The sequence below is a fragment of the Kribbella sp. NPDC004138 genome (assembly GCF_053603655.1).
The window spans coordinates 21,780-43,962 of the sequence record NZ_JBSGFZ010000019.1 but is presented as its reverse complement, the minus strand read 5'-3'; the positions used below and the strand labels follow the sequence as shown (position 1 = coordinate 43,962).

Genomic DNA, 22,183 nt, shown 5'->3' with positions numbered 1-22,183 from the left:
TGCCCAACACCCCCGATCGCCCGGCTCGCGTTGTGGGAGGTTCACCTGCCAACTCGCCCCTTCGCCCACGGTGTGCAGGAGGTGAACCGACACCTTCAGAGGTGAACCCCCTGAAAAGATCTCCGGCGGGGGAGGCGTGTCCGCCGCCTGTATTGCCGACTCGTCCACCGATTCAGGCTGAGTGCGCGTTGGAGCGGGGGATACTCTGGAGGTTTGGTGGTTCGGGCGGTTGTGGGCGGTTGCTGGTGGAGTGGCATGGGTACGGGAGTCGGATGCTGATCGCGGAGCGGTACCGGTTGGGCGCGTCCTTGGGGCGGGGCGGTATGGGGGAGGTCTACCGGGCGACGGACGAGACGCTGGGGCGTGCGGTCGCGGTCAAGCTGATGCTCCGGTCGGTCGAGAACACCTCGGCGGTGGAGCGGTTCCAGCGGGAGGCGCGGGCCGCCGCGCGGCTGACCGATCCGCACATCGTGGCCGTCTACGACTTCGGGCAGCACGACGACACCTTCTACCTGGTGATGGAGCTCGTCGAGGGCCGGTCGGTCGCGGCCGAGCTGGCCGAGAGTGGTTCGCTGTCCTGGGAGCGCGCGATCACGATCGTCGAGCAGGCCGCCGTGGGCCTCGCGGCGGCGCACGCGCAGAACGTCGTCCACCGCGACATCAAGCCGAGCAACCTGCTGGTCGCGGCCGACGGCACCGTGAAGGTCGCGGACTTCGGGATCGCCCACCTGCCGGGAGCCGAGACCCAGGAACTGACGGTCACCGGCGAGATCCTCGGCAGCCCGCACTACCTCGCCCCCGAGCGCGCCAGGGGACTGCAGGGCGGACCGGAGTCGGACGTGTACGCGCTGGGCTGCGTGCTGTACCAGCTGGTCACCGGTCGCCCGCCGTTCGTCGGCGACCACCCGACCGCGGTGCTCTACCAGCACGTCGACACGCCGCCGGTCCCGCCGGCTCAGCTGCGCCCGGAGCTCGCCGGCCCGTACGACGGCGTACTGCTGCGGATGCTGGCCAAGGCGCCCGAGGACCGTCCGACGGCCGAACAGCTCACCGTCATGTCACTCGCGGCCGAGTCGTTCCCCACCGTCCCGCTCGTCGCCGAGCCGCCCGTGGGACCACCTCCCGAATCTGTCGCCCCGCCGGTGGCCGAGCCGTTTGTCGAGCCTTCCGGCCGCCGGAAGCCCCTGCTCATCGCGGCCGCTGCCGTGCTGGTCCTCGCCGGCGCGATCGCGGCGGGCGTCGTCCTGCGCAACACCGGGAACGACCTGCCACCGACCGTTGACGTCGGGCCGCGGCCGAGCACGCCGGCTGCCACCCCGACGGCCTCGGCGACGACCAGCGACCCGACGACGGCAAGTACCCGGGCTTCCGAGGCCGGAAGGACGACGCGGACCACTCCAACCGCTACGCCGTCGGACACCCCGAGTCCCACCCCGACTCCCACTGCCTCGAGCCCGACACCGTCCTCCTCGCCGAGCCCGACCCCCTCGGCGTCGCCGACCCCGACGAAGTCGTCTTCGTCGCCCACGCCGTCGTCGACTCCCACCTCGACCCCGCCGAGCCCCTCGCCGACTCCGAAGGCGACGAGCACGCCGCCCCCGTCGGCCACCCCTACGCCGTAGCGCTCACGAGACCCTGGTCGCCGACGCGGGCTGGTCCACCAGCAGGGACCGATGCTTGGCGGCGTGGTTCGCGAGGACTGCGGTCGCTGTGCCGGTGAGGGCGAAGATCGCGCCGAGGACCAGCCAGCCCGGTGTGCCATGGTCGACGCCGGTCGTGGTGACGACCGCCGGGCCGAGCATCAGCGCGAGTGCGAGTCCGGTCTGGCTGAGGCCCTGATAGGCGCCGGCGCGGGCCGGATCGGCGAGTTCGAACGCCATGCCCCAACTGCCGGCTTCGCCGCGGGTCTCGGCTGCCGAGGAGGCGAGGGCGGCCAGCAGTAGCACCGCGGTCGCGGCGGCGGCACCGAGATGACCCGCGACGGCGAACAACACGCAGGCGACGAGCAGCAGCAACCCGGCCCGGCGGACCGATCGCCCCGCCGTGCGCAGGTCCTGGGTGCCCCGCGACGCGCGCACCTGGAACAGTGCGACGTAGGCGGTGTTGACCACCAGCAGCGCCGAGACGACGACGGTCGGGGCTTCGGTATGGTCCGCCACCCACAGCGGTATGCCGATGCTCGTCAGCCCGAAGTGCATGGCGAGTACGGCGTTGAGCACCGTCGACGTCACGTACGTCCGATCGCGCAGCGGCGAAGGACCCCGCGGCGCTTCCGGGCCGGCCGCGGAATCCATCCGCTCGGCCAGCCCGGAAACCCTGCGGCGCAAGCCGATCAGCGGAAGCGTGCCGAGCATCGTGAGCGCGCCGACGAGCATCACCGTGAGGCGATAGGCCGTGGCCGTGTCGACCACCAGCGCCAGGCCCGCGAGCAGCGTCCCGATGCCGATACCGACATTCATCACAACGCGCAGCCGGGCGCGGACAGCAACCCGCTCCGGGCCGACGTACCACCGGGCGAGCAACGTCATCTGCGCGGTGCTCTGCAGACCGCGGGACGCGGAGACGCAGGCCGCCACCAAGACGAAGCTGACGACGTCGCTGGCCAAGGCGTAACCCAGCAGGGCGGCGCCGTTCGCGGCGAGAGCCCACTGCTGCAGCCGATCGGCGCCGATCCGGTCGCTCAGCCGGCCACCGGCGTACGACGCCAGGACGCCGACTCCGCCGGCGACGGTGAGCCCGATGCCGACCGTGGCCGGGGAGAGTCCGACACCACGGGTGAAGTAGAGGGCGCTGACGGCGAAGAACATGCCGCGGGACAGCGAGAGGGCGGCGACGGCGCAGGCGAGGGCCCGTTCGACGGGATCGCGGAGGAGCTCAGGCACCCGTCAGTTGTCGCATCCGCCGCGTCGGGGACGCCACCGATGTAGCGTAGTGCTTCATGATCGAGTACGAGCTCGTCGGCAACGATCTCGGTGAGGTGCGCTTCGCGATCTCGCCGCTGAACGAGCTGGTGCTGTCGCTGCGAACCCTGCGTGACCCGGGCCGGTTCCCGTTGCAGCTGCCCTGGCTGCGGACCACCGAGCCGGCGCGGGCCGCGCTGCGGCTGGACCTGCTGCGCGCGCTGACGAACGACGCGCTGTGGACGCCGGACTTCCTCACACCGCGGCCGTACACCCCGCTGGGCAGGATCGAGGACGAGTTCGCCGCCCTCGCCGGCACGCCCGGCGCCGTCGTCCGCACAGACCTGGCGGAGATCCATCCGGCAGGGCTGCCGCCCGTGCTGCGAGGCCGGCCGGACCGCGTTCTCGCCCGGGTGCTGTCGGCGCTGCGGGAGTACTGGGCGGCCTGCTTCGAGCCGTACTGGCAACGGATGCGGACCGTGCTGGAGGCCGACGTCGTGTACCGCGGGCGAGTGACGGCGCAGTCCGGCCTCGCGGCGATGTTCGCCGACATCGACCCGCACGTCCGTCTCGAGGAGAGCGTGGTGACCGTGCGGCTGCGCAGCGACCTGTCGTACCGCTGTTCGACCGCGGGGCGTGGGCTCACGCTCGTCCCCTCGCTGTTCAGCAGGCGGGCGTCGGTGCCGATCTCCGCCGACGAGCCGCCGCACATCATGTACCCGGCGCGGGGTCTCGGCACCCTGTGGCAGACCGAGACGACCACGCCGCCGAACGCCCTGGTCGGCCTGATCGGCCGGGTCCGCGCGCGGCTGATGAGCCTGCTCGAGACGCCGACCTCGTCGACCGAGCTCGCCGTACGGCTGGGCGTGACGCCGACTGCGGTCAACCAGCACCTGCGGGCGCTGCGCGCGGCCGGTCTGCTGCTGTCCGCCCGCCACGGCCGCTCGGTGCTGTACCGGCGCTCGGACCTCGGCGACCGCCTTGTCCGCGGCGCCGGACCGCAAGGTGCCGTAAACTCGTCTAGTCCAATATTGACAACCGTGGCGCCGCGCCCGTAGACACGAGCCGTGCCGATCACCGACCGGGCCGTCCTGGAGTGTTTCTACGGTCCTCTGTGGAGTCCTGCCGACCGCGCCGAGGTCGTCCGCCGCGCACACCGGCACGGCGCCACGGCCTATGTCTACGGCCCGTCCGCCGACGAACGCACGGGGCCGGACTGGCGGCAGCCGTACGGTGCGGACGGCAACCACCTGGACGAACTGGTTGCCCTGACCAACGACCTCGGGATGACGGCCACCTGGCGGGTCTCGCCGGGCGCGCCGCTGCGCCGCGAACGCGCCATGCAGCTCTCCGACGCGGACGAGCTCGCCGTACTGATCGACCGGTTGACCGAGATGGTGCGGAGGGGGTTCGGCCGGATCATCATCGCCTTCGACGACCTCGACGCGGAGCTGGATCCGGCCACCCGGTCGGCGTACGCCGATGATCCGCATCCGATGGCGGCTGCCCAGGCCGGCGTGGTCAATGCCGTGCACGATCGGCTCGCCGGCCTGGGGGCCGAGCTGTTGGTGTGCCCGACGCACTACTGGGGCGTCGAGTCGTCGCGCTACCGGCAGCGGCTCGGGGAGTTGCTGCACAGTGATCTGGTCGCGTGCTGGACCGGTTCCGCGGTGATCTCACCGACGATCACGGCCGCGCAGGTTCGCGCGGTGGCGGAGCAACTCCAGCGCCCGATCTGGCTGTGGGACAACTACCCGGTCAACGACTGGGACTCTGTCGACGGCGTGTTCGCGAACACCATGACGCCCCGACGTCTCCCGCTGGCCCCATTGCAGGGCCGGGATCCCGGGCTGGCCGACGTCCTCGCCGGGTACGGCGCGAACGCTGCGCTGCAACCGCTCGCCGGACTGCCTGCACTGTGTACGGCGCTGGACTGGGCGCGCGATCCGCACGGGTACGACGCGGACGCATCGTTCGCGCGGGCGCTGGACGAGACTGGTCAGGGCAAGTCCCTGAGGGTGCTGGCCGAGCTCGCCGGACCGAGCATCCTGGCCGAACGGCCCGGCCGGGTGGCCGACGGGTGCCGCCGTGTGCTGGCGGGTCCGGACCCGGCGGCCTTGTCGGCGCTCGACGAGACGATTGCCCAGGCAGCGATCGCGGCTGCGGCACTCGACGGCCCGATCGCCGCCGAGCTCCGGCCGTGGCTCGACGCGCTGCGCACGGTGCTGCCGATCTCGGCCGCCGCCGTCCGCGCGATCGCCGCGGCCCGCGCCGGTGAACCGGTGCAGAACGAGGACATCGCCGCACTGCGCGCCGGCCTCCGGGACTGGCCCCGGATGTCCATCGCCGCCGGAGCGCCGTACGCGCTCGCCGACCACGCCCTCGCTCTGGCCGGCGGCGGCACACCGACCTTTTGATCGGCACGACCGCTTCTTGACGCCCTGAGCCGACTGGGCCGGAAGGACCTACGGGCAGAGCCATGGTGCCCTGGCGGGCCGGCTTCGCCGGAGGAATCGTCGGGGCATGGCTACGGTCAGCGTCGGACGGGTGAAGGTGTCGGGAGAGACTGTCTTGCTGGTGCTGGTCACCGCGCTGCTGGCTGCCGGTGGAGCCGCGCGGTTCGGCGGACCGGTCCGCGCCGACAGCTTGTGGGCCGCCGCGGATCTGGTGGCGTTGATACCCGCGGCCGTGTGGGTCATCGCGGACCTGCGGGCCGGCCGGTACGGCGCGGATCTGCTGGCGCTGCTCGCACTGGGCGGCACGCTCGCGGTCGGGGAGTTTCTCGCGGGCGCGATCATCGCGGCGATGGTCGCGACCGGACGTGTGCTGGAGAACGCCGCGCAGCGCCGGGCCGGTCGTGATCTGTCCGCGTTGCTGCAACGGGCTCCGAGCCAGGCACACGTACGACAAGGCAACGACGTCGTCACGGTCGTGATCGGCCAGGTGCGGCAGGGGGACCAGGTCGTGGTGCTGCCCGGCGAGGTGGTGCCGGTCGACGGCGCGTTGCTCGGGGACGGGACGTTCGACGAGTCGGCGCTGACCGGCGAAGCCGTTCCGGTGAGCCGGCCGGCGTCGGACCGGGTGCGCAGCGGGGTGGTCAACGCCGGCGCCGTGGTCGAGCTCCGGGCGACGGCCAGTGCGGCGGACAGTACGTATGCCGGCGTGGTCGAACTCGCCCAGGAGGCCGCGGCGAGCAGCGCGCCGGTCGCGCGGCTGGCCGACCGGATCGCCGTCTTCTTCCTGCCGGCCGCGTTGCTGATCGCGGCGCTCGCGTGGACGATCAGCGGCGACCCCGGACGGGCCGTCGCCGTACTCGTCACCGCCACTCCGTGCCCGCTGCTGCTCGCGGTGCCGATCGCCGTCACCGGTGGGATGTCTCGTGCCTCCAGGGCAGGCGTCGTGGTCAAGGGTGGTGCGGCGCTCGAACTGCTCGGCCGGGTGAGCACGCTCGTCATGGACAAGACCGGTACGGTGACCGCCGGCCGCCCCGAGGTCGTCGACGTGGTCTGGGCGCCCGGGGCGACCCGCGCAGAGGCATTGGCGTCCGCGGCCGGTATCGAGCAGTACTCACCGCACGTGCTCGCCGGTGCGGTACTGCGGGCCGCCGAGCGCGCCGGTGTGACACCACTGCGCGCCGAATCGGTGACCGAGGAGCCCGGGCGTGGCGCTGCCGGAGTCATCGACGGCCAGGTGGTCCAGGTGGGGAAGCTGCCTCCCGGACTCGTGATGCCGAGTTGGGCCCGTGGGGCCGCCCGGCGCGGCCGGCTCGACCTGGCGAGCGTCATCTGGGTCTGCCGGGGCGCCGAGCCGCTCGCGGCGATCTTCGTCCGCGATCGGATCCGGACCGACGCCGCCCGCACCATGCGCCGGCTGCGTGCAGCGGGAATCCAGCGCGTCATGCTGCTCACCGGTGATCATGTCGACAACGCCGTCGAGGTCGCCGGCATGCTGGGCGTCGACGAGGTTCACGCCGACGCGACCCCGGCCGGCAAGATCGAGCAGGTACGGGCGACCCGGGCCCACGGAATCACCGCGATGGTCGGTGACGGCATCAACGACGCGCCGGCCCTCGCCGCTGCCGACGTCGGCATCGCCCTCGGCTCCCGAGGCTCCACCGCCGCGGCGCAGGCCGCCGACGCGGTCATCCTCGACGACCGCATCGACCGGCTCGCCGACGCCGTCGAGGTCGCACGCCGTACCCGGCGACTCGCCGTGCAGAGCGCCGCGGCCGGGACCGTGCTCTCCCTGCTCGCGATGCTCGCCGCGGCCGGTGGCCGGCTCGGACCTGTGGCGGGCGCGGTCGTCCAGGAGGGGATCGATCTGGTCGTCATCCTGAACGCGCTGCGGGCGCTGGGCGGCCGGACACGGAAACCTCACACCGAGGCCGACGCGTTGCTGCACCGCTTCGCCAAGGAGCACGAGGATCTGATCCAGGTTCGCGCCGCGGTCAGAGAAGCAGCCGACGCCGTCGCGGGTGGCACCGGTCCACGCACCGACGCGATCGTCGCCCGAACCTACGCACTCCTCGTCGAACGGCTGCTGCCCCACGAGTACGCCGAGGAACACACCCTCTACCCGGCGCTGGCCGAGGTCCTGGGCAGCCCGGAAGGTACCTTCACGATGAGCCGCGAGCACGCGGAGATCGAACGACTGGTTCGTCGCATCGGTCGTCATCTCGACGAGTCGCGCAGGATCCAACCGGACCAGCTCGACGACCTCCGCGCCACTCTCTACGGACTCGACGCGGTCCTCACGCTGCACTTCGCGCAGGAGGAAGAGGCCTACTTCACCCTCGACACCACCAGCACATCCGGCGACGCCAGTCACCCGTGACCCGCCGCGGCCCGGCCGGCGACGGCAAGGTGGGGCCTGTGGCGGTGCGGCCAGCGGACGAACGACTCCGCCTGCAGGGTGGCCGACGCGATCCGGGGGAGGTCGCGGGTGCGTGGGTAGCAGACGAAGCGCGGGTTCCAGGCCGGCCGGTACTTGGCGTTGGCCCGGTACAGCGACTCGATCTGCCAGAACCGGCTCAGCCCGAGCAGGACGCGATACCGAACCCGTGACGCGAGACCTGCTCCGGTCAGGCCGCCGCGCTCGAACACCTCGCGGAAGACCGCGAAGTTGAGGGAGATCCGCGTGACCCCCAGCTCCGGACCGGCTCGGACGAGTTCGTTGACCATGAACTCGATCACCCCGTTGCCGGCGTTCGGCGAGCGGACCATCAGATCGAGCGAGAGCCCGTCGTCGTTCCAGGGCACCAGACTCAGGATCGCGACGAGCTCCGCACCGGCGTCGCGGCAACTGACCACCACCGCGTCGCTGTCCCGGGGATCCCCGAACCGCCCGAGCGCCATCGAGAACCCGCGCTCCGCCTGGCCCGCACGCCAGCCGGCCACCTGCCGGGACAGCTCGTCGAGCTCCTTGCCGTCGATCTGGCGCAACCGGCGGATCTGTGCCACGTGCCCCCGTCGTTCGGCCCGCCGTACTGCCTGCCGGACGGACCGCATCGGCCGGGATGCCAGGCTGAAGGTCGCCGTGTCGAGGACTGCCTCGTCGCCGAGCTGGACCGCCGCCAGCCCATGATCGCCGTAGCTCGACACACCGCTCTCGCTGGCCCCGACGACTCCTGGTGTCCAGGCATAACGGCGAGCTTCGGTCAGCCAGGCGTCGATCGCTTCGGACCATCCTCCCCGGTCGCCGATCGGATCGCCGCCGGCCAGCGAGACGCCCGCGACGACGCGGTACGCCACCGCCGCCCGTCCGGAAGGCGAGAAGATGAGGGACTTGTCGTCGCGCAGCGCGAAGTAGCTCAGGGAGTCGTTACGGCTTCCGGCCAGCAAGGACCGCAGGTGCTCGGCCTCGGCGTCGATCTGATGCCGAGGCGCGCGAGCGGTTCGCAGCGCCACGAGCACTGTCGTCAGTGCTACGACGACCCCCAGCAGGAGCAGGGTGGTCTCGAGTCGCTGACGAGCTTGCGCCGATTCGAACTGTGCCGGTCCGCTGACACCGACGAAACCGAGCCAGACCTCGCTCAGGAGCTTCCGCATCGGGAGACGCTGCGTCAGAGCGTCCGGGTCGGCCAGGAGTGCGGCGGCGCCCACGAGCGTCGCCAGCAGGAGCGACGCCAGGAAGGTGAGCGCGACGGTACGCCGGCTGCCCGGGTCCGGACGACCAGTGAACGCCGAGCGGGTGATCACCAGCAGCACGATGACCACCACGGCCGCAATCGACTCCCCGATCGATCGGGCCAGTCCGTTGAGGACCAGCAGGCCGGTCGTCGCCGCCAATGCCCCCACCCAGGCACGCCGCTTACGCCGCGCGAGACCTCGCGACAACAGAACCAGGACCACCCCGAGCGGCACGGCCGCGCCCGCCGCCTGTGGTACCAGGACCGGCAGTACGTCGGTCAACGCCTCCAACCGTGGCCGCAACGGCGGGCTGATGGCGTCGAGCACGCTCACGACACCGAGCAGGCCCACCAGGACGGCGATCCACGGCGCCCACCGTGCCTGGTCACGCGGTGTGTCCGCGGTCCGTCGGTCTCGCCGCCTGTGCATGTCAGTCGGTTCACGCCGGGGCGGGCGTGATGCGGAAGACGGGATAGTCCGCGGCGATGCGCTCGAATTCGGCGAGCGGAGCGGTGCGGTCCACCGGCAGGTGCGCCCTCGCGCCGGGGGCCAGCTCCAGGTACTTCTGCAGGATCGCTGCCCGGGCGGACGGTGCCACCTCCACGAGCCGTACGGCCTCGCGGTGACCGGAGCGAAGGACGGCCCGGCCGTCGGCGGCGCGGACGTTCCGCACCCAGTTGGTGTGCTCGCCCAGCATCGAGACCAGGTACCGCTGACCGTCGTACGGCGTGAGCACCAGCGGGAACGAGATCGCCTTGCCCGTACGCCGCCCGACCACCTCCAGCGTGACCGCCTGCCTGGGCGCGGCGATCCTGTACGCGTACTGGACCGCCCCGATCCGGTTCAGCACCCGCGCGAGCCGGTTCGGACGGCCGCCCCGGTACATCCACCGGTCGAGCCGGTGCAGCATCCCCGCGGATGTGGTGTCAGCCTGCTTCATGAGTCCTCCGCCGCTGTGCGTACTTCGATCGTGTGCCGGGCGGTGCGCCGGACGAACGGGCGAAGGTCCTGAGCGGTGTCGGCAGACGGCCCGGACCTGGCCGGGGGAGACGCCGGTGCATGGCAGGATGCGGCGTATGGCGACGTTCAGGCATCCGCTTCGGGTCACGGAGGCGGCGCGCGATCAGCCGGTCACCACGTTGGAGTTGTTCTTCGACCTGGTGTTCGTGTTCGCGCTGACGCAGATCACGGCGCTGATGGCGCACGACTTGACGTGGCACGGCGTCGTCCGCGGACTGCTGCTCGTCGGGCTGCTCTGGTGGAGCTGGATCGGGTACGCCTGGCTGTGCAACATCGTGAAGGCGGACGTCGGAGCGTTCCGCGGTGTCCTGTTGCTCGCGATGGCGGCGATGTTCGTCATCGCGCTGGCGATCCCGGAGGCGTTCCACGACCTGCCCGGCGGGCTGCCCGGACCGGTGGTCATCGCCTGGGCGTACTTCGCCTTCCGGGCGCTGCACCTGGTGCTGTTCTGGATGATTGCCGACGGGGATCGCGCCCTGCGCCGTACGCTGGCGCGGTTCACGCCGTCGATGCTCGGCGGCACCGCGCTGCTGCTGGTCGCGTCGCAGTTCCACGGCTGGACCCAGACCGCGCTCTGGGCGGGCGCGCTCGCGGTCGACTATGGCGGGACGTACCTGATCGACGCGCGCGGCTGGCGGTTCAGGTCCGCCTCGCACTTCGCCGAGCGGCACGGACTGATCGTGATCATCGCGCTCGGCGAGTCGATCGTGGCGATCGGGGTCGGCGTCACCGATCTGCCGATCTCCTGGCCGGTCCTGATCGCGTCGCTGCTCGGCCTGGGGGTCTCGGCCGCGCTGTGGTGGATCTACTTCGACGCGACCGTGCACTACGGCGAGCACGCGCTGGCGGCGGAGCCCGAGGAGACCCGGTCGGTGATGGCCCGCGACGCCTACACCTTCTGGCATTTCCCGATGGTGACCGGCATCGTGCTGCTCGCGCTCGGCCTGAAGAAGGTCCTGGAGTACGTCGCCGACGCCGAGCACCACGACCTGTCTGACCCCTTGAAGGGCCCCGGTCTGTACGCGCTCTACTTCGGCGTCGTGATCTACCTGCTCGGTCACGTCGGCTTCAAGTGGCGCACGGTGCACGTCGTCGGCACGACCCGGCTGGCCGCGGCGGTGACGCTGATCGTCGCGGCGCTGCTCGTCGGCAAGGTGCCCGCCCTGGGGCAACTCGGTGTCGTGGCCGCGGTGCTGGCCGCCCTGGTCGTCGTCGAGTCCGTCTACTACGCCCGGGACCGCGCCCAGCTGCACCACACCGGCGACCAGGCGTCATAGCGGAGAAAGTGCCCGAGTCCGGGACCAAGGGCCCTGACAGATGTGCGGTGCAGGGGCCATGGTGGAGGGGACGAACAAACCTGGGGAGGGACCATGCAGGCCGAGTTCCGGACAGTTCGTGAGCAGCCGACCGCCGTACTGCGGGCGACTCTGGGGCGCCGTGATGTTGTCGACTGGTTCGACGCCGCCTTCGCCACGGTCGCCGACTACCTGTACCGGCACGGCGTCGCGGCGTGCGGGTTCCCGTTCTCCCGCGACCACCTCCTCCCCGACGGCAGCTACCTGCTCGAGGCGGGGTTCCCGGTCGGTACGAGGATCAAGGGCGACGGGGAGGTCCGGCCGTCCAGCCTGCCCGGTGGGAAGGTCGTGGTGGCCCGGCACATCGGGTCGTACGCGGACGTGGCGGACGCCTATCAGGCGATCGACGAGTGGCTGAAGGCAGAGCACGCGATCCGCACCGGCGACGCGTGGGAGGTCTACCGCGGAGCGGGCGGCGACCGGGCCGGACAGACCACCGAGGTCGTCCAGCCCTTCCGCCTCGTACCGGTCGGCAGCCTCGCGCACTGACCGGGGTCAGCTGACGCGCACGTGGGCGCGCGCCGCGGCGGGGTTGCGCATCTTGAGCAGCGGGGTGCTGATGCCGTAGGTGAGGAAGAAGCCTTCCGGGAAGATCTCGACGATCCGGGTGTCGGCCAGCCGCTCGGCCGGTACCAGCGTGGCCAGCTGTGACGACAGCGAGTCGATGTCGAGCGAGCCCCGCGGATGGACGACCGCCCTGGCATGGAAACTGATGGTGGCCGGCGGGATCGGCCAGATCAGCGAGAGCAGACCGCCGCGCCGCACCGGCACGGTCACCGCCACCTGGCCGGTGACCGGGATGTGCCTCGCCTTCCAGCTGTCGGGTGCGACGGCCGCGTACAGCCGGCCGGGGGCGGCGACGTACACGACGCCACTCGACCTGGGCTCCCCGGTCGGCGTGACGTAGCTGAGCACGGCGAACGACCGCTTCTCGAGCTGCTTCCAGACCTCCGCGCCGGTCGGTCCGGGCGTCCGGGGCTGCTTCACTCGGTTGTCTGTCTCGACCATCGGCCTGCCTTTCGAGCTGTTGAAGGGTCGCGCCCGCTCAGCGGATGACGGCGACGGGACAGGGGGCGTGGTGGAGGACGTGCTGGCTGACGGAGCCGACCAGGAGTCCGGCGAAACCTCCGCGCCCGCGGGATCCGACGACGATCAGATCGGCGGAGTCGCCGGCGCGCAGGATGGCGCGGGCCGCCTGGCCGTTGATCAGCCGCGTCTGCCACGGCACGTCCGGATAGTCCAGGACGGCCCCGGCGACCGACTCGGCGACGAGCAGCCGGCTGGATTCCTTGACGTCCTCCTCGTCGAACTGCAGCATCGACTCGCCGTCGACGTAGGTGAGATACGGGCTGGTCCAGGCATGGACGGCGACCACCCGGGCGCCGAGCGCGTCGGCGTGCTCGAAGGCGAAGCCGATCGCCCGGGCCGAGGTCTGCGATCCGTCGACGCCGACGACCACGGTCGGCTGGTCGGCGACCCGCGGCCGCTGATCGGGCGGTACGACGACGACCGGGCAGGGCGCGTGCATCGTCACCTGCATCGCCACCGAGCCGAGCATCAGGCCGGTCCAGCCGCCCAGGCCGCGGGAGCCGAGAACCATCAGCCGGGCCGCTGCGGCCTCCTCGACCAGTTGTTTCGCGGCCACGCCGTCCAGGAGAACCGCCTCGACCTGCAGAGCGGGATGCCGGAGCCGGATCCCCTCGGCGATGGCGTTGAGACCTCGCTCCCGCAACGCCCGCAGCGTCGCGAGCGGGACGGTCTTGCCCAGCGAGGGCCGGGTCGCGATGACCAGCTGGAAGACCTCCGCGATCCGCAGCGGAGCGTGCAGCCGGACCGCTTCGGTGGTCGCCCAGTCGAGCGCGGCCAGGCCCGCGGGCGAACCGTCGTACCCGGTGACGACCGGAGCGAGTCGTGTGGTCATGTGCCCCCCTCGCAGGCGCGCGCTGAGCCGCGTGGCCACGACCAGTCGACAGCGCCGCGCGGTCCGCGTTCAAGGGCCGATGGGCCTCATCGGTCGTGCCGTTGGGCCTGCTGCCGCTGCCGTGCGCGAAATCGGGACTTCGGACCCTAGCCGGGCGAGGCCTTGCGGCTGATCGTGGAGCTATGACGTAGTCGGCCGCCCTGGCGTCCGACGGGGGGAGGCTCCGCCATGGGGTCTGGTTCGTGCTCCGATTCCGAGGGGACGGCGGGTGCGCAACTGGCGCTCTACCGAGCCGTCTGGTGGGGGTTCTGCGGGGCGTTCATCGTGATCTGCGGCGCCGCGGCGGCGCTGTTGCTGCCGTCGGACATCCTGTTGCTCGCGCTGGCGCTCGTTCCGGTGTCCGGTGCGACGGCCGCGGCGATGTACGGCAGCGACACCGACTGGCTCTCCCGCTGGACGAGATGGCAGGTTGCCGTCACCGTGGCCGTCATCGCCGGCGCGAGTACGTTGATCCTCGGCCTCACCGACGTTCTCGGGTACAGCGTGCTCTGGCTGGTCCTGCTCCTCGGAGCGAGCTCACCGCCCGCGGTGCGGTGGTACCGCGGGGGACCGCGGATCGGCCGCGCCGGACTGCCGGAACGCAGTACCGCGGAGTTGTGCCGGCAGTGGCGCGACAGTTACGACGCGCTGCGGCGGGCGACGAGTGACGCGCACCGGCTGCGGATCGTCCTGGAGCGCCAGCACTGCTTGGACGAACTCGGCCGACGGGATCCCGAAGGCCTGGAAGCCTGGCTCGCTTCCGCCGCCAGCGCGGCCGGCGACCCCGAACGGTTCCTCAAGAGCCAATAGAGCCAACAGAGCCAACAGGTCAGCGGAGGCGTTCGAGATGGGGTGCGAGGAAGCCGAGGATCTCTGTGTGGACTTCGGCGGAGGCGCTGATCACGGCGCCGTCTTCGGTGCCGAGCGGGGCGCCGCGCAGGTCGGTGATGATGCAGCCGGCGGCTTCGGCGAGGGCGAGGCCGGCGGCGAAGTGCAGGTCGTTGCGGAGTTCGCCGTCGGTGACGTACGCCGCGCGCCGGCCGGCAGCGACCCAGGCGACCCCGAGGGTCGACGACAGGACACGCGGCGAGAACTGCGCCCGGAACGCGACATCGGCGACGAGTTGGCCGCTGACGGAGGCGGCGCCGGTGGGCCGGTCGGCGTTGATCTCGACCAGTCCGGTCGCCACGGAAGGCACCAGCGGGTGGTCGGTGCCCGCGTGCCGGACCTGCGCCGACATGCCGTCGGTCCAGAAGGTCTCCTGCGCGACCGGGTCGGCAGCCGCCGCGGCGATCGTGCGCTCGCCGTCGAGCAAGGCCACGTTCACGACCATCAGCGGCGTCGTCGCCGCGAAGTTCAGCGTCCCGCACAGCGGATCGATCAGCCAGCGACGGGCGGTGGCCGCCGGTCCGGAGCGACCGAACTCTTCACCCTCGCGCGCGTCATCGGGCCGCCGGGCCGAGAGCACCGCGGTGATGGCCCGCTCCGCGTCGAGGTCGGTCTGGGTCGCGAAGTCGGTCGCCGACTTCGCGAACCTCAGGTGTTCACGACCGTACGAGCCCGCGACGACCGCCGCGCCCGCATCGGCTGCCTCGATCGCCACCTCCGCATCACTCATCGCCATGCGCCGACCCTAGCCGCTGGCCCGAGGTCGGTTCGGTGGTACGTCGGGGTACCGGGGTAGTGGGCGCGCCGTCGCGGACGGCTGTGCTGGTCAGGGAGTCGCCATGTTCCGTCGGCGGGACAAAGAGTCCGACCGGGTCGTCGAGGTCGGGCTGGACGAACTGCTCTGGCCCGGCGCGAGCACGGAGGACGAGCCGGACGCGGACGCTGCGGATGAACCGGCCGGTGAACGTGTGGCCGGTGAACAACGGATCAGTGAACGGCGGGCCGGTGAACGAGGGGCCGGTGAACCGGCGGCCGAGCGGGTGCAGCCGGGTGCGTCGTTCGGTGTCGCGTTCTTCGGCTGGCTCGTCGCCAGCGGCACCTCGGTCCTGCTGATGGCCCTGGTAGCTGCCGTCGGCACGGTGATCGGCTGGGACAAACTCGCCGACTGGTCGAGAGACTGGCTGTTCGTCGGCCTGTGGGCACTTCTCGTGGTGTCGTTGGCCATCGGTGCGTTCTCCGGCGGGTACGCCGCTGCGCGCATGGTGCCGTCCCAAGGCGCACGGCAGGGCCTCGAGGTCTGGTTCTTCAGTTGGTGCGCGGCCGCCGTCTTTGGCGGGCTGGGCTATTTCGCGAACCGGCAGTACGACCTCGTGGCTCGCGTCGACTGGCCGTCGGTGCCCGTCGCCGAGCCCGATCGAGGGCTGGCCGCCGTGATCGCGACGGCGGCGATCCTGCTCGTCACGTTGGTGAGTGCGGTACTCGGTGGTGCCTCCGGCAACAGGAAGTAGTCAGACGTCACGGGGGCCGGCGGCGCGGCGGAGACGGTTGGCGATCGCGAGGCCCAGCTCCTTCTCCTCCGGGAGCGAGGCGATGATCAGGTCGCAGCCGCGCTGGTCGAGCTCCCGGAGGAAGCCGTACAGCTCGCGCGCGTACACCGCCGGCGACTCCGGGACCGCGACGACCGCGTGCGCCTTCACCGGAGTGCCCGCCAGGGACGGCGGCAGGAAGACGCCGACCCGGTGCCCGCGGTCCTGCGCCGACTCGGACTCGGCGATGACGTCCGCCGGCTCGACGAGGACGACCTTCGCGTTCGGCGCGTAGTGCGAGGGGTGCTGACCCGGCACCCGGATGTGGCTCGTCGCGGGCACCGCGAGCCGGAGGCCCAGCACGGCTTCCAGGTCCTCCCGGGTGACTCCGCCGGGGCGCAGGACGTTCGGCGTGTCGCCGGTGACGTCGACGATCGTGGACTCGAGGCCGACCTGGCAGGGGCCGCCGTCGAGCACGAAGTCGACGGCGTCGCCGAGCTCGGCGCGCACGTGGTCCGCCGTGGTCGGGCTGACCGAGCCGAACCGGTTGGCCGACGGGGCCGCGATGCCGCCGCCGAAGGCCGCGAGCAGCGCGAGCGCCACGGGGTGCGCCGGGACGCGCAGCGCGACGGTCTCCAGACCGCCGGTCGCCTCGAGCGGAACCCGGCGGCCGCGGCGCAGGACGAGCGTCAGCGGCCCGGGCCAGAAGTGTTCGGCCAGCCGGCGCGCGGTCTCCGGCACCTCCTCGACCCAGTCACCGAGCTGCTCCGCGCCGCCGATGTGGACGATCAGCGGATGCGACGGCGGGCGGCCCTTGGCCTCGAAGATCCGGGCGAGCGCCGCCGGGTCCTCGGCGTTCGCGCCCAGCCCGTACACGGTCTCGGTCGGGACCGCGACCAGACCCCCGGCGCGCAGCACCTCGGCCGCGTTCTCGATCTCAGCACTTCCTGCGAACACGCCCGCAATCCTCCCACTGCCGGCTACTCCGGACTCAATCGACGCCGATTTCACCCGATGTCACGACCCGATGGCTTACCGTGACAAGAAGAGTGCTCCAATCCCACGGGGGGTCCAACAAGGAGGCTGTCGTGGAATCACCCAGTCCTGCGGCTCGGATCGGTGCGGAATTCCTGGGGACGTTCTGGCTGGTGTTCGGCGGCTGCGGCGCCGCCGTGCTGGCGGGCGTCGTGCTCAGCCCGGACAAGGTCCCGGTCGGCATCGGCTACCTCGGCGTGGCGCTGGCCTTCGGCCTGACCGTGCTGACCATGGCGTTCGCCGTCGGCCACGTGTCCGGCGGTCACTTCAACCCGGCGGTCACGATCGGCCTCGCGGTCGCGCGGCGGATCGAGTGGAAATGGGTCCCTACGTACATCGTGACCCAGATCGTGGCCGCCAGTGCGGCCGGCGCCGTCCTGCTGGCGGTTGCCAGCGGCAAGGACGGCTTCAGCGCCTCCGGGAGCGGCTTCGCGAGCAACGGCTACGGTGACCGGTCGCCGGGCGGCTACTCCCTGCTGGCCTGCCTGATCGTGGAGGTCGTGCTGACCGCCTTCTTCCTGTACGTGATCCTCGGCGCCACCGACGACCGGGCGCCCAAGGGCTTCGCCCCGATCGCGATCGGTCTCGCCCTGACGCTCATCCACCTAGTCGGCATCCCGGTCACGAACACCTCGGTGAACCCGGCGCGATCGCTCGGCGTCGCCTGGTTCGCCGGGGGCGACGCGCTCGGCCAGGTCTGGCTCTTCATCCTGGCCCCGATCGCCGGCGCCGCGATCGCCGGGATCAGCTACGCCGCCATCACCGGGGCGCGTGGGGCAGAGGCCGAGGTCGACGCGGGGGTCGCCAACAATCCGTGAGGAGCGCGGCGTCCGGCGGCCTGGGTTTCGGGCCGCCGGACGCCGCGGCCGATCAGCGCAGTACGCCGGGCCTGCGGCTGTAGACCGGGATGATGTCGATCGGCACGTCGCGGGTGATCAGTCCGCTCTCGACGGGCTCGTCGGTCCAGGCGTCGTACCAGGTGCCGTCGGGCAGGTACGTCGTCCAGGTGGTGACGCCGGGCTCGAGGACGGGGCTGACCAGCAGGTCGTCACCGAGCTGGTACTGGTACGGGTGGTTCCAGATCTCCGGGTCGTCGGCGTGGTCGAAGAACAGCGGCCGGAGCAGCGGTCGGTCGGTGGCGACGGCTCGCGCGGCCTGCGCCGCCAAGTACGGGACGAGCTTCTCCCGGAGTACGGCGTACGCGCGGAAGACCGGGACGACGCGGTCGTCGCCCGTGGTCTCGGCGACGAACCACGGCGTCCGGTCGCGCAGCGGGAGTTGGTGGTGGTTGAACTCCGAGTGGTACTGCATGATCGGCAGGAACGTCGACGCGGCAGTGGCGCGCAGGTACAGCTCGGCGTCCGGCACCGGTCCGGAGAAGCCGGCCAGGTCCCAGCCCCAGTAGACGATGCCGCACGACGCCGCCGTCAGGCCCGCGGTGATCGACGACCGGAACGCCTCCCAGGTCGAGTCCTCGTCGCCGGCCCAGAAGATGCCGTGCGCCTGCGACCCGGTGAACCCCGCGCGGGAGAACGTCACCGGCGCCTTGCCGGCCGACCGGAGCAGGTCGCCGAACGCGCGGGCGTAGTGCACCGGGAACAGGTTGTTGCCGTCGTCCCCGCGCCGCCCGTCGGCGTACCGCAGGTCGTGACCCCACGCGTGCTCGCCGCCGTCGGTCTTGAAGCCGTCGACGTCGAAGTCCTCGACGAGGTACCGGCGCTTCTCGGTCCACCAGTCCCGGGTGCGCTGCACGGACAGGTCGGGCATCAGCGCCTTCGGGAACCACCAGCCGCGGTTGTGGTACGCCGTACCGTCCGCCTCCAGCACTGCGTGGCCCTCACGCATCATGGCGGCGGCGTCGGCGGCGACCTGACCGGTGTCGAACTCGCTCTTCTGCAACGGGATCTGCCACAGGATGACCTTGATGTCCCGGCGGTGCAGCTCGTCGATCATCGCCCGCGGGTCCGGCCACGCGCCGTCGGCCGGGTAGCTGAAGTCCGCGGCCTTGTGCGCGCTGCCGTCCGGTGTCACGTCGTACTGCGCGTCGCGCCAGATCGTGATGCCTTCCTCGTCGCTCCACGCCTCGATCACCACGGTCCCGACCGGGATGTCCAGGTCGCGGTGCGCGTCGATCCGGGCCATCACCAGCTCCTGGGTGTTCCATTCGTTGCCGGAGGCCCACAACCGGAAGACCCAGTCGGGCAGCTCTTCGGCCCGGCCGGCCTCGTCCAGGAACGCCGACAGCACCTCGGTCGGGTCGCCCTCGTAGATGCCGAGGTCGACGACCGGTTCGTTGCCGAGGGCGACCTCCACGGTGAGGCCGGTGTCGTCGGACGAGAACCAGGTCCGGCGCGACGTGCGGACGTGGAAGCCCCAGCCGCCGTTGACCACGTGCGCGAACGGCATCGGCAGGTAGGTGCGGCCGTGTACGCCCTGCGCCTTGTACTGCTCGAACACGACCGCGTCCAACTGCTGCCCGCGCTGGTCCAGGTGGTCGTAGCGCTCGCCGAAACCGACCAGGTGATCGGTTGGCTGCAAAGGCAGCCTGAACCGCGCGCGATGGACGCCCTCGGCCGACACCAGCCAGTCCACATCACGGACCCGATCACCCCCACCGCGCACTTCTCCACCTTCAGCCACCCACGCAGCCGGCGCCACGTCGAACCACTCACTCGTCTCGGTGCCCGCATGGAAGCGGTAGCGGACCGGTTCGGTGATCGGCGGGGTGACGACCGACCAGCTGTCGTCGGATCCCAGTGACTTCGCCTGGGCCTCGCTCAGGTGGCCTTCGCCGCCCGCCAGCGCCGCCGCGTCGGCTGCAGTCGCCTGCGTCGGCGTCAGTTCGAGTGTTGTCGTGCCCCATTCGCAGACGACCGAGGTGACGCCGGGGGAGGCGACGACGCCGAGGCGTACCTGTTCGCCGGCCAGCGGGACGACCGGGACGCGCTGGTCCGGGGAGCTGGCGTACGGGTGCTCGATGCCGTGCGGGCGATGGGTGATCATGTCAGGCCTTCTCGGAGAGGATGCCGAGCTCGTCGGCGAGGATCAGGTACATGCCGTGCGACCACAACAGCGGCGTGGCGACGGTGCCCCAGCGGGCGATCCACTCGTCCCGCGACCCGGGGTGCAGGAGATGGTGCGCGACCTGCTCGGGAAGGTCGCCGTCGGGTGTCGCCTGGTCGGCGATCCAGCGCAGCAGCCGCCACGCCCCGGCAGTGTCGCCGGCAGCCGCGAGGTTCCAGCCGAGCAACGCGGACAGCAGGATCCATTGCCCGCCGCCGTAGAACACGTCGGCGGTGAACCGGTGGACGCCGCCGTCGGCGTCGAGGTCCCGTGCGACCGCCCCGAGCGTCGCCGTACCGGCGTCACCCGACACGAGCCCGAACGGTACGACGCAGGAAGACAGCGACCCGTCGACGGCCGCGGTCCCCAGCCACTTGGTCAGATGCCCGCCGTGCATGCCCTCGGCAACGACCAGGGACCGGATGCGCTCGGCAACGTCCAGGACGGCGACCTGGGTGTACGGCGCGATCGCGACCAGCCCGCCGTGGATCGCGCCGAGCGTCGACACGTGCCGCTGCTCGACGTGCTCCTCCCACCAGTCGTAACAGGGCCGGTCCCAGAACGTGACCAGGTAGTCGACGGCGACGTCGATCCCGCCACGCCACCGCTCGAGGTCCAGTCCGTGCCGGGCCGCGTGCGTGACGACGGACCACAGCCACGTCCCGTAGCCGTCGGTCTGGAAGTCCCACCACGGGTCCGACCCGTCCGCGCCGTCGAACGTGAAGCGGGTCGGCAGCATCGCCGAATCCGGGGGAGTGGCACCGCGGGCGGTCGCCGCGCGCAGGTCGTCCACCTGCGCGCGACGGTTCCGCATTACGCGATCCACCCAGTCGTGGAACCGATCGGCCGACGCGACATCGCCGTACCGCGAGATCCCTTCCGCGGTGAACGATCCGTCCCGCAACCAGGCGTAGCCCTTGTACGCCGAGAAGGTGGGCGCCGCCGGATACGCCCCACCGGCGTCCTGGTGCTTGGTGATGACTGCGTGGCTGTACTCGGCCAGCGCACGCAGTCTGGTCAGGTCCACTTCCGACGCGATCACTTCTTCAGCAGGCCGTTCACCTTGGACTGGGCGTCGGCCAGTGCCTTCTCGACCGTCTTCCGGCCGGCGGCCGCGGAGCTCAGTTCCTGGGTGACCGCGTCCTGCATCTCCTGCTGACGCTCGACGACCGGCGGCAGGACCGGCTCCTCGAGCGCCGTGAAGACGGCCTCCCGGTTGGCCGGCTTCGGCTGGTCGAGGTAGGTCTTGAGCTTGCTCTCGTCGGCGACCGGCGGCAGCTCCCAGGACGACGCGAGCCGGGTCTTCGTGGTCTCGTCCGACGAGGACAGGTAGGTGATCCACTTCTGCGTGGCGGCCGCGTTCTTCGAGGCGGCGTTCACCACCAGGCCGTTCGCGAACATCGCCGACGCCTTCTTGGTGTTACCGGGCTCGACGACGACGTCCCAGTCGAACTTCGCGCCGTCCAGCGCCGAGAACATCCAGATCCCGGTGTGCCACATCGCGAGCTTCCCGGACTTGAACAGCTTCGAGTCGAAGTCCGGCGTCCCGGCGCCGTCGGCCTCGGTCGGCATCGTCTTGCCCACCTTGCCGACCAGGAAGTTCGCCGCCTCGACACCCTGCGGCGAGTTGAAGGTGGCTTCGGTCCGGTCCGCGTTCAGGAACTCTCCGCCGTTCTGCGCGAGCACCTTGTAGAACTCGTTGTACGACACCGGCTGGTAGTCGCCCCAGGCCTTGGTCGCCTTGTTCGTCAGCTTGGCGGCCGCGGCCTGCTCGTCCTTCCAGGTCCAGTCGGCCGTGGGCTCGGCGACGCCGGCCTGCTTGAACAGGGTCTTGTTGTAGAACAGCACGACGTTCGAGAACGACTCCGGTACGCCGTATTGCTTGCCGCCGGAGTTGAACGCGTCGTACAGCGACTTCTTGTAGACCGACGAGTCGACGTTCTGCAGTTCGGCCAGCGAGCCGTTCGACGCGTACGTCACGAAGTTCTCGTAGTTGAGCTCGAAGGCGTCGGCCGCGGTGCCGCCGGCAACGGCGGTTTGGAGCTTGGTGAAGTAGTCGGCGTACGGCACGGTCTCGACCTGGACCGTGATGTCCGGGTTGGCGGCCTGGAAGGCGGTGACGATCGCGGTCAGGTCCTTCTCGTGACCGTCGTTCGACGAGAAGTTCATGTAGCGCACGACCGACTTGCCGGCCGGCGCGTCGGCCTGCTTGGTCGCGGATCCCTGCCCGCAGGCGGTCAGCGCGAGCGCGGCGGTCAGGCTCAATGCAGAGACGGCCGCGAACTTCAGGAGGCGCATGGGGTGTTTC

General features: G+C 71.2%; 19 protein-coding genes. 9 read left to right on the top strand and 10 right to left on the bottom strand.

Features of this window, described 5'->3' with window-relative positions:
* The first annotated feature begins 272 nt into the window (after positions 1–272).
* Positions 273–1,622 (top strand): protein kinase domain-containing protein, encoded by a 1,350-nt coding sequence (locus ACWEOO_RS25670; protein ID WP_452145173.1) that lies wholly within the window; start codon positions 273–275, stop codon positions 1,620–1,622.
* Positions 1,623–1,625: 3 nt separating this feature from the next.
* On the opposite strand, the gene ACWEOO_RS25665 is transcribed toward ACWEOO_RS25670, so the two are convergent.
* Positions 1,626–2,882, bottom strand: a complete 1,257-nt coding sequence (locus ACWEOO_RS25665) for an MFS transporter (protein ID WP_363709328.1) — start codon at positions 2,880–2,882, stop codon at positions 1,626–1,628.
* A 56-nt stretch (positions 2,883–2,938) separates the two neighbouring features.
* Between ACWEOO_RS25665 and ACWEOO_RS25660 the strand changes: the two genes are divergently transcribed.
* The 3 genes from ACWEOO_RS25660 (at position 2,939) to ACWEOO_RS25650 (ending at position 7,733) form a co-directional block, all read left to right on the top strand.
* Complete coding sequence (locus tag ACWEOO_RS25660; protein ID WP_452145172.1) at positions 2,939–3,958, top strand: DUF5937 family protein; 1,020 nt, start codon at positions 2,939–2,941, stop codon at positions 3,956–3,958.
* Positions 3,959–3,967: 9 nt separating this feature from the next.
* Positions 3,968–5,317: a beta-N-acetylglucosaminidase domain-containing protein gene (locus ACWEOO_RS25655; RefSeq protein WP_452145171.1), complete on the top strand. Its 1,350-nt coding sequence runs from the start codon at positions 3,968–3,970 to the stop codon at positions 5,315–5,317.
* Positions 5,318–5,423: 106 nt separating this feature from the next.
* Positions 5,424–7,733 (top strand): heavy metal translocating P-type ATPase, encoded by a 2,310-nt coding sequence (locus ACWEOO_RS25650; RefSeq protein WP_452145170.1) that lies wholly within the window; start codon positions 5,424–5,426, stop codon positions 7,731–7,733.
* Here ACWEOO_RS25650 and ACWEOO_RS25645 read toward each other — a convergent pair.
* Both ACWEOO_RS25645 and ACWEOO_RS25640 read right to left on the bottom strand, forming a co-directional pair.
* Positions 7,724–9,457: a phosphatidylglycerol lysyltransferase domain-containing protein gene (locus ACWEOO_RS25645; protein WP_452145169.1), complete on the bottom strand. Its 1,734-nt coding sequence runs from the start codon at positions 9,455–9,457 to the stop codon at positions 7,724–7,726. The genes ACWEOO_RS25650 and ACWEOO_RS25645 overlap by 10 nt on opposite strands.
* Positions 9,458–9,467: 10 nt before the next feature.
* The gene (locus ACWEOO_RS25640) at positions 9,468–9,968 is read right to left on the bottom strand and encodes a nitroreductase family deazaflavin-dependent oxidoreductase (protein WP_452145168.1); all 501 of its coding nucleotides are present in this window, start codon (positions 9,966–9,968) and stop codon (positions 9,468–9,470) included.
* A gap of 136 nt (positions 9,969–10,104) precedes the next feature.
* On the opposite strand from ACWEOO_RS25640, the gene ACWEOO_RS25635 reads away from it, so the two are divergent.
* Complete coding sequence (locus tag ACWEOO_RS25635; RefSeq protein WP_359923118.1) at positions 10,105–11,325, top strand: low temperature requirement protein A; 1,221 nt, start codon at positions 10,105–10,107, stop codon at positions 11,323–11,325.
* Between the two features lie 93 nt (positions 11,326–11,418).
* Positions 11,419–11,892, top strand: coding sequence for a GyrI-like domain-containing protein (locus ACWEOO_RS25630; protein ID WP_452145167.1), 474 nt, complete (start codon positions 11,419–11,421; stop codon positions 11,890–11,892).
* A gap of 6 nt (positions 11,893–11,898) precedes the next feature.
* Here the strand turns inward: ACWEOO_RS25630 and ACWEOO_RS25625 are convergent, their stop codons facing one another.
* Together ACWEOO_RS25625 and ACWEOO_RS25620 are read right to left on the bottom strand one after the other, a co-directional pair.
* Positions 11,899–12,411: a pyridoxamine 5'-phosphate oxidase family protein gene (locus ACWEOO_RS25625; protein ID WP_452145166.1), complete on the bottom strand. Its 513-nt coding sequence runs from the start codon at positions 12,409–12,411 to the stop codon at positions 11,899–11,901.
* Positions 12,412–12,448: 37 nt separating this feature from the next.
* On the bottom strand, positions 12,449–13,324 hold the full coding sequence (locus ACWEOO_RS25620) for a universal stress protein (protein WP_452145165.1): 876 nt from the start codon (positions 13,322–13,324) through the stop codon (positions 12,449–12,451).
* A gap of 228 nt (positions 13,325–13,552) precedes the next feature.
* Between ACWEOO_RS25620 and ACWEOO_RS25615 the strand changes: the two genes are divergently transcribed.
* Positions 13,553–14,173 (top strand): hypothetical protein, encoded by a 621-nt coding sequence (locus ACWEOO_RS25615; RefSeq protein WP_452145164.1) that lies wholly within the window; start codon positions 13,553–13,555, stop codon positions 14,171–14,173.
* A gap of 19 nt (positions 14,174–14,192) precedes the next feature.
* On the opposite strand, the gene ACWEOO_RS25610 is transcribed toward ACWEOO_RS25615, so the two are convergent.
* Positions 14,193–14,987: an inositol monophosphatase family protein gene (locus ACWEOO_RS25610; protein ID WP_452145163.1), complete on the bottom strand. Its 795-nt coding sequence runs from the start codon at positions 14,985–14,987 to the stop codon at positions 14,193–14,195.
* Between the two features lie 103 nt (positions 14,988–15,090).
* Between ACWEOO_RS25610 and ACWEOO_RS25605 the strand changes: the two genes are divergently transcribed.
* Entirely contained in the window at positions 15,091–15,759 is a 669-nt protein-coding gene (locus ACWEOO_RS25605) for a hypothetical protein (protein ID WP_452145162.1), read from the top strand.
* Here ACWEOO_RS25605 and ACWEOO_RS25600 read toward each other — a convergent pair whose 3' ends face one another.
* Positions 15,760–16,734, bottom strand: a complete 975-nt coding sequence (locus ACWEOO_RS25600; protein WP_452145161.1) for an L-threonylcarbamoyladenylate synthase — start codon at positions 16,732–16,734, stop codon at positions 15,760–15,762.
* A gap of 131 nt (positions 16,735–16,865) precedes the next feature.
* Between ACWEOO_RS25600 and aqpZ the strand changes: the two genes are divergently transcribed.
* Positions 16,866–17,630: an aquaporin Z gene (gene aqpZ, locus ACWEOO_RS25595; RefSeq protein WP_452145160.1), complete on the top strand. Its 765-nt coding sequence runs from the start codon at positions 16,866–16,868 to the stop codon at positions 17,628–17,630.
* Between the two features lie 52 nt (positions 17,631–17,682).
* On the opposite strand, the gene ACWEOO_RS25590 is transcribed toward aqpZ, so the two are convergent.
* Genes ACWEOO_RS25590 through ACWEOO_RS25580 form a run of 3 tightly spaced genes read right to left on the bottom strand, consistent with a single transcriptional unit; the run spans position 17,683 to position 22,173 of the window.
* On the bottom strand, positions 17,683–19,815 hold the full coding sequence (locus tag ACWEOO_RS25590) for a glycoside hydrolase family 31 protein (protein ID WP_452145159.1): 2,133 nt from the start codon (positions 19,813–19,815) through the stop codon (positions 17,683–17,685).
* A gap of 1 nt (position 19,816) precedes the next feature.
* Positions 19,817–20,917 (bottom strand): glycoside hydrolase family 15 protein, encoded by a 1,101-nt coding sequence (locus ACWEOO_RS25585; RefSeq protein ID WP_452145158.1) that lies wholly within the window; start codon positions 20,915–20,917, stop codon positions 19,817–19,819.
* On the bottom strand, positions 20,914–22,173 hold the full coding sequence (locus ACWEOO_RS25580; protein WP_452145157.1) for an ABC transporter substrate-binding protein: 1,260 nt from the start codon (positions 22,171–22,173) through the stop codon (positions 20,914–20,916). Before ACWEOO_RS25580 ends, ACWEOO_RS25585 begins: the two co-directional genes overlap by 4 nt.
* Positions 22,174–22,183: the final 10 nt, after the last annotated feature.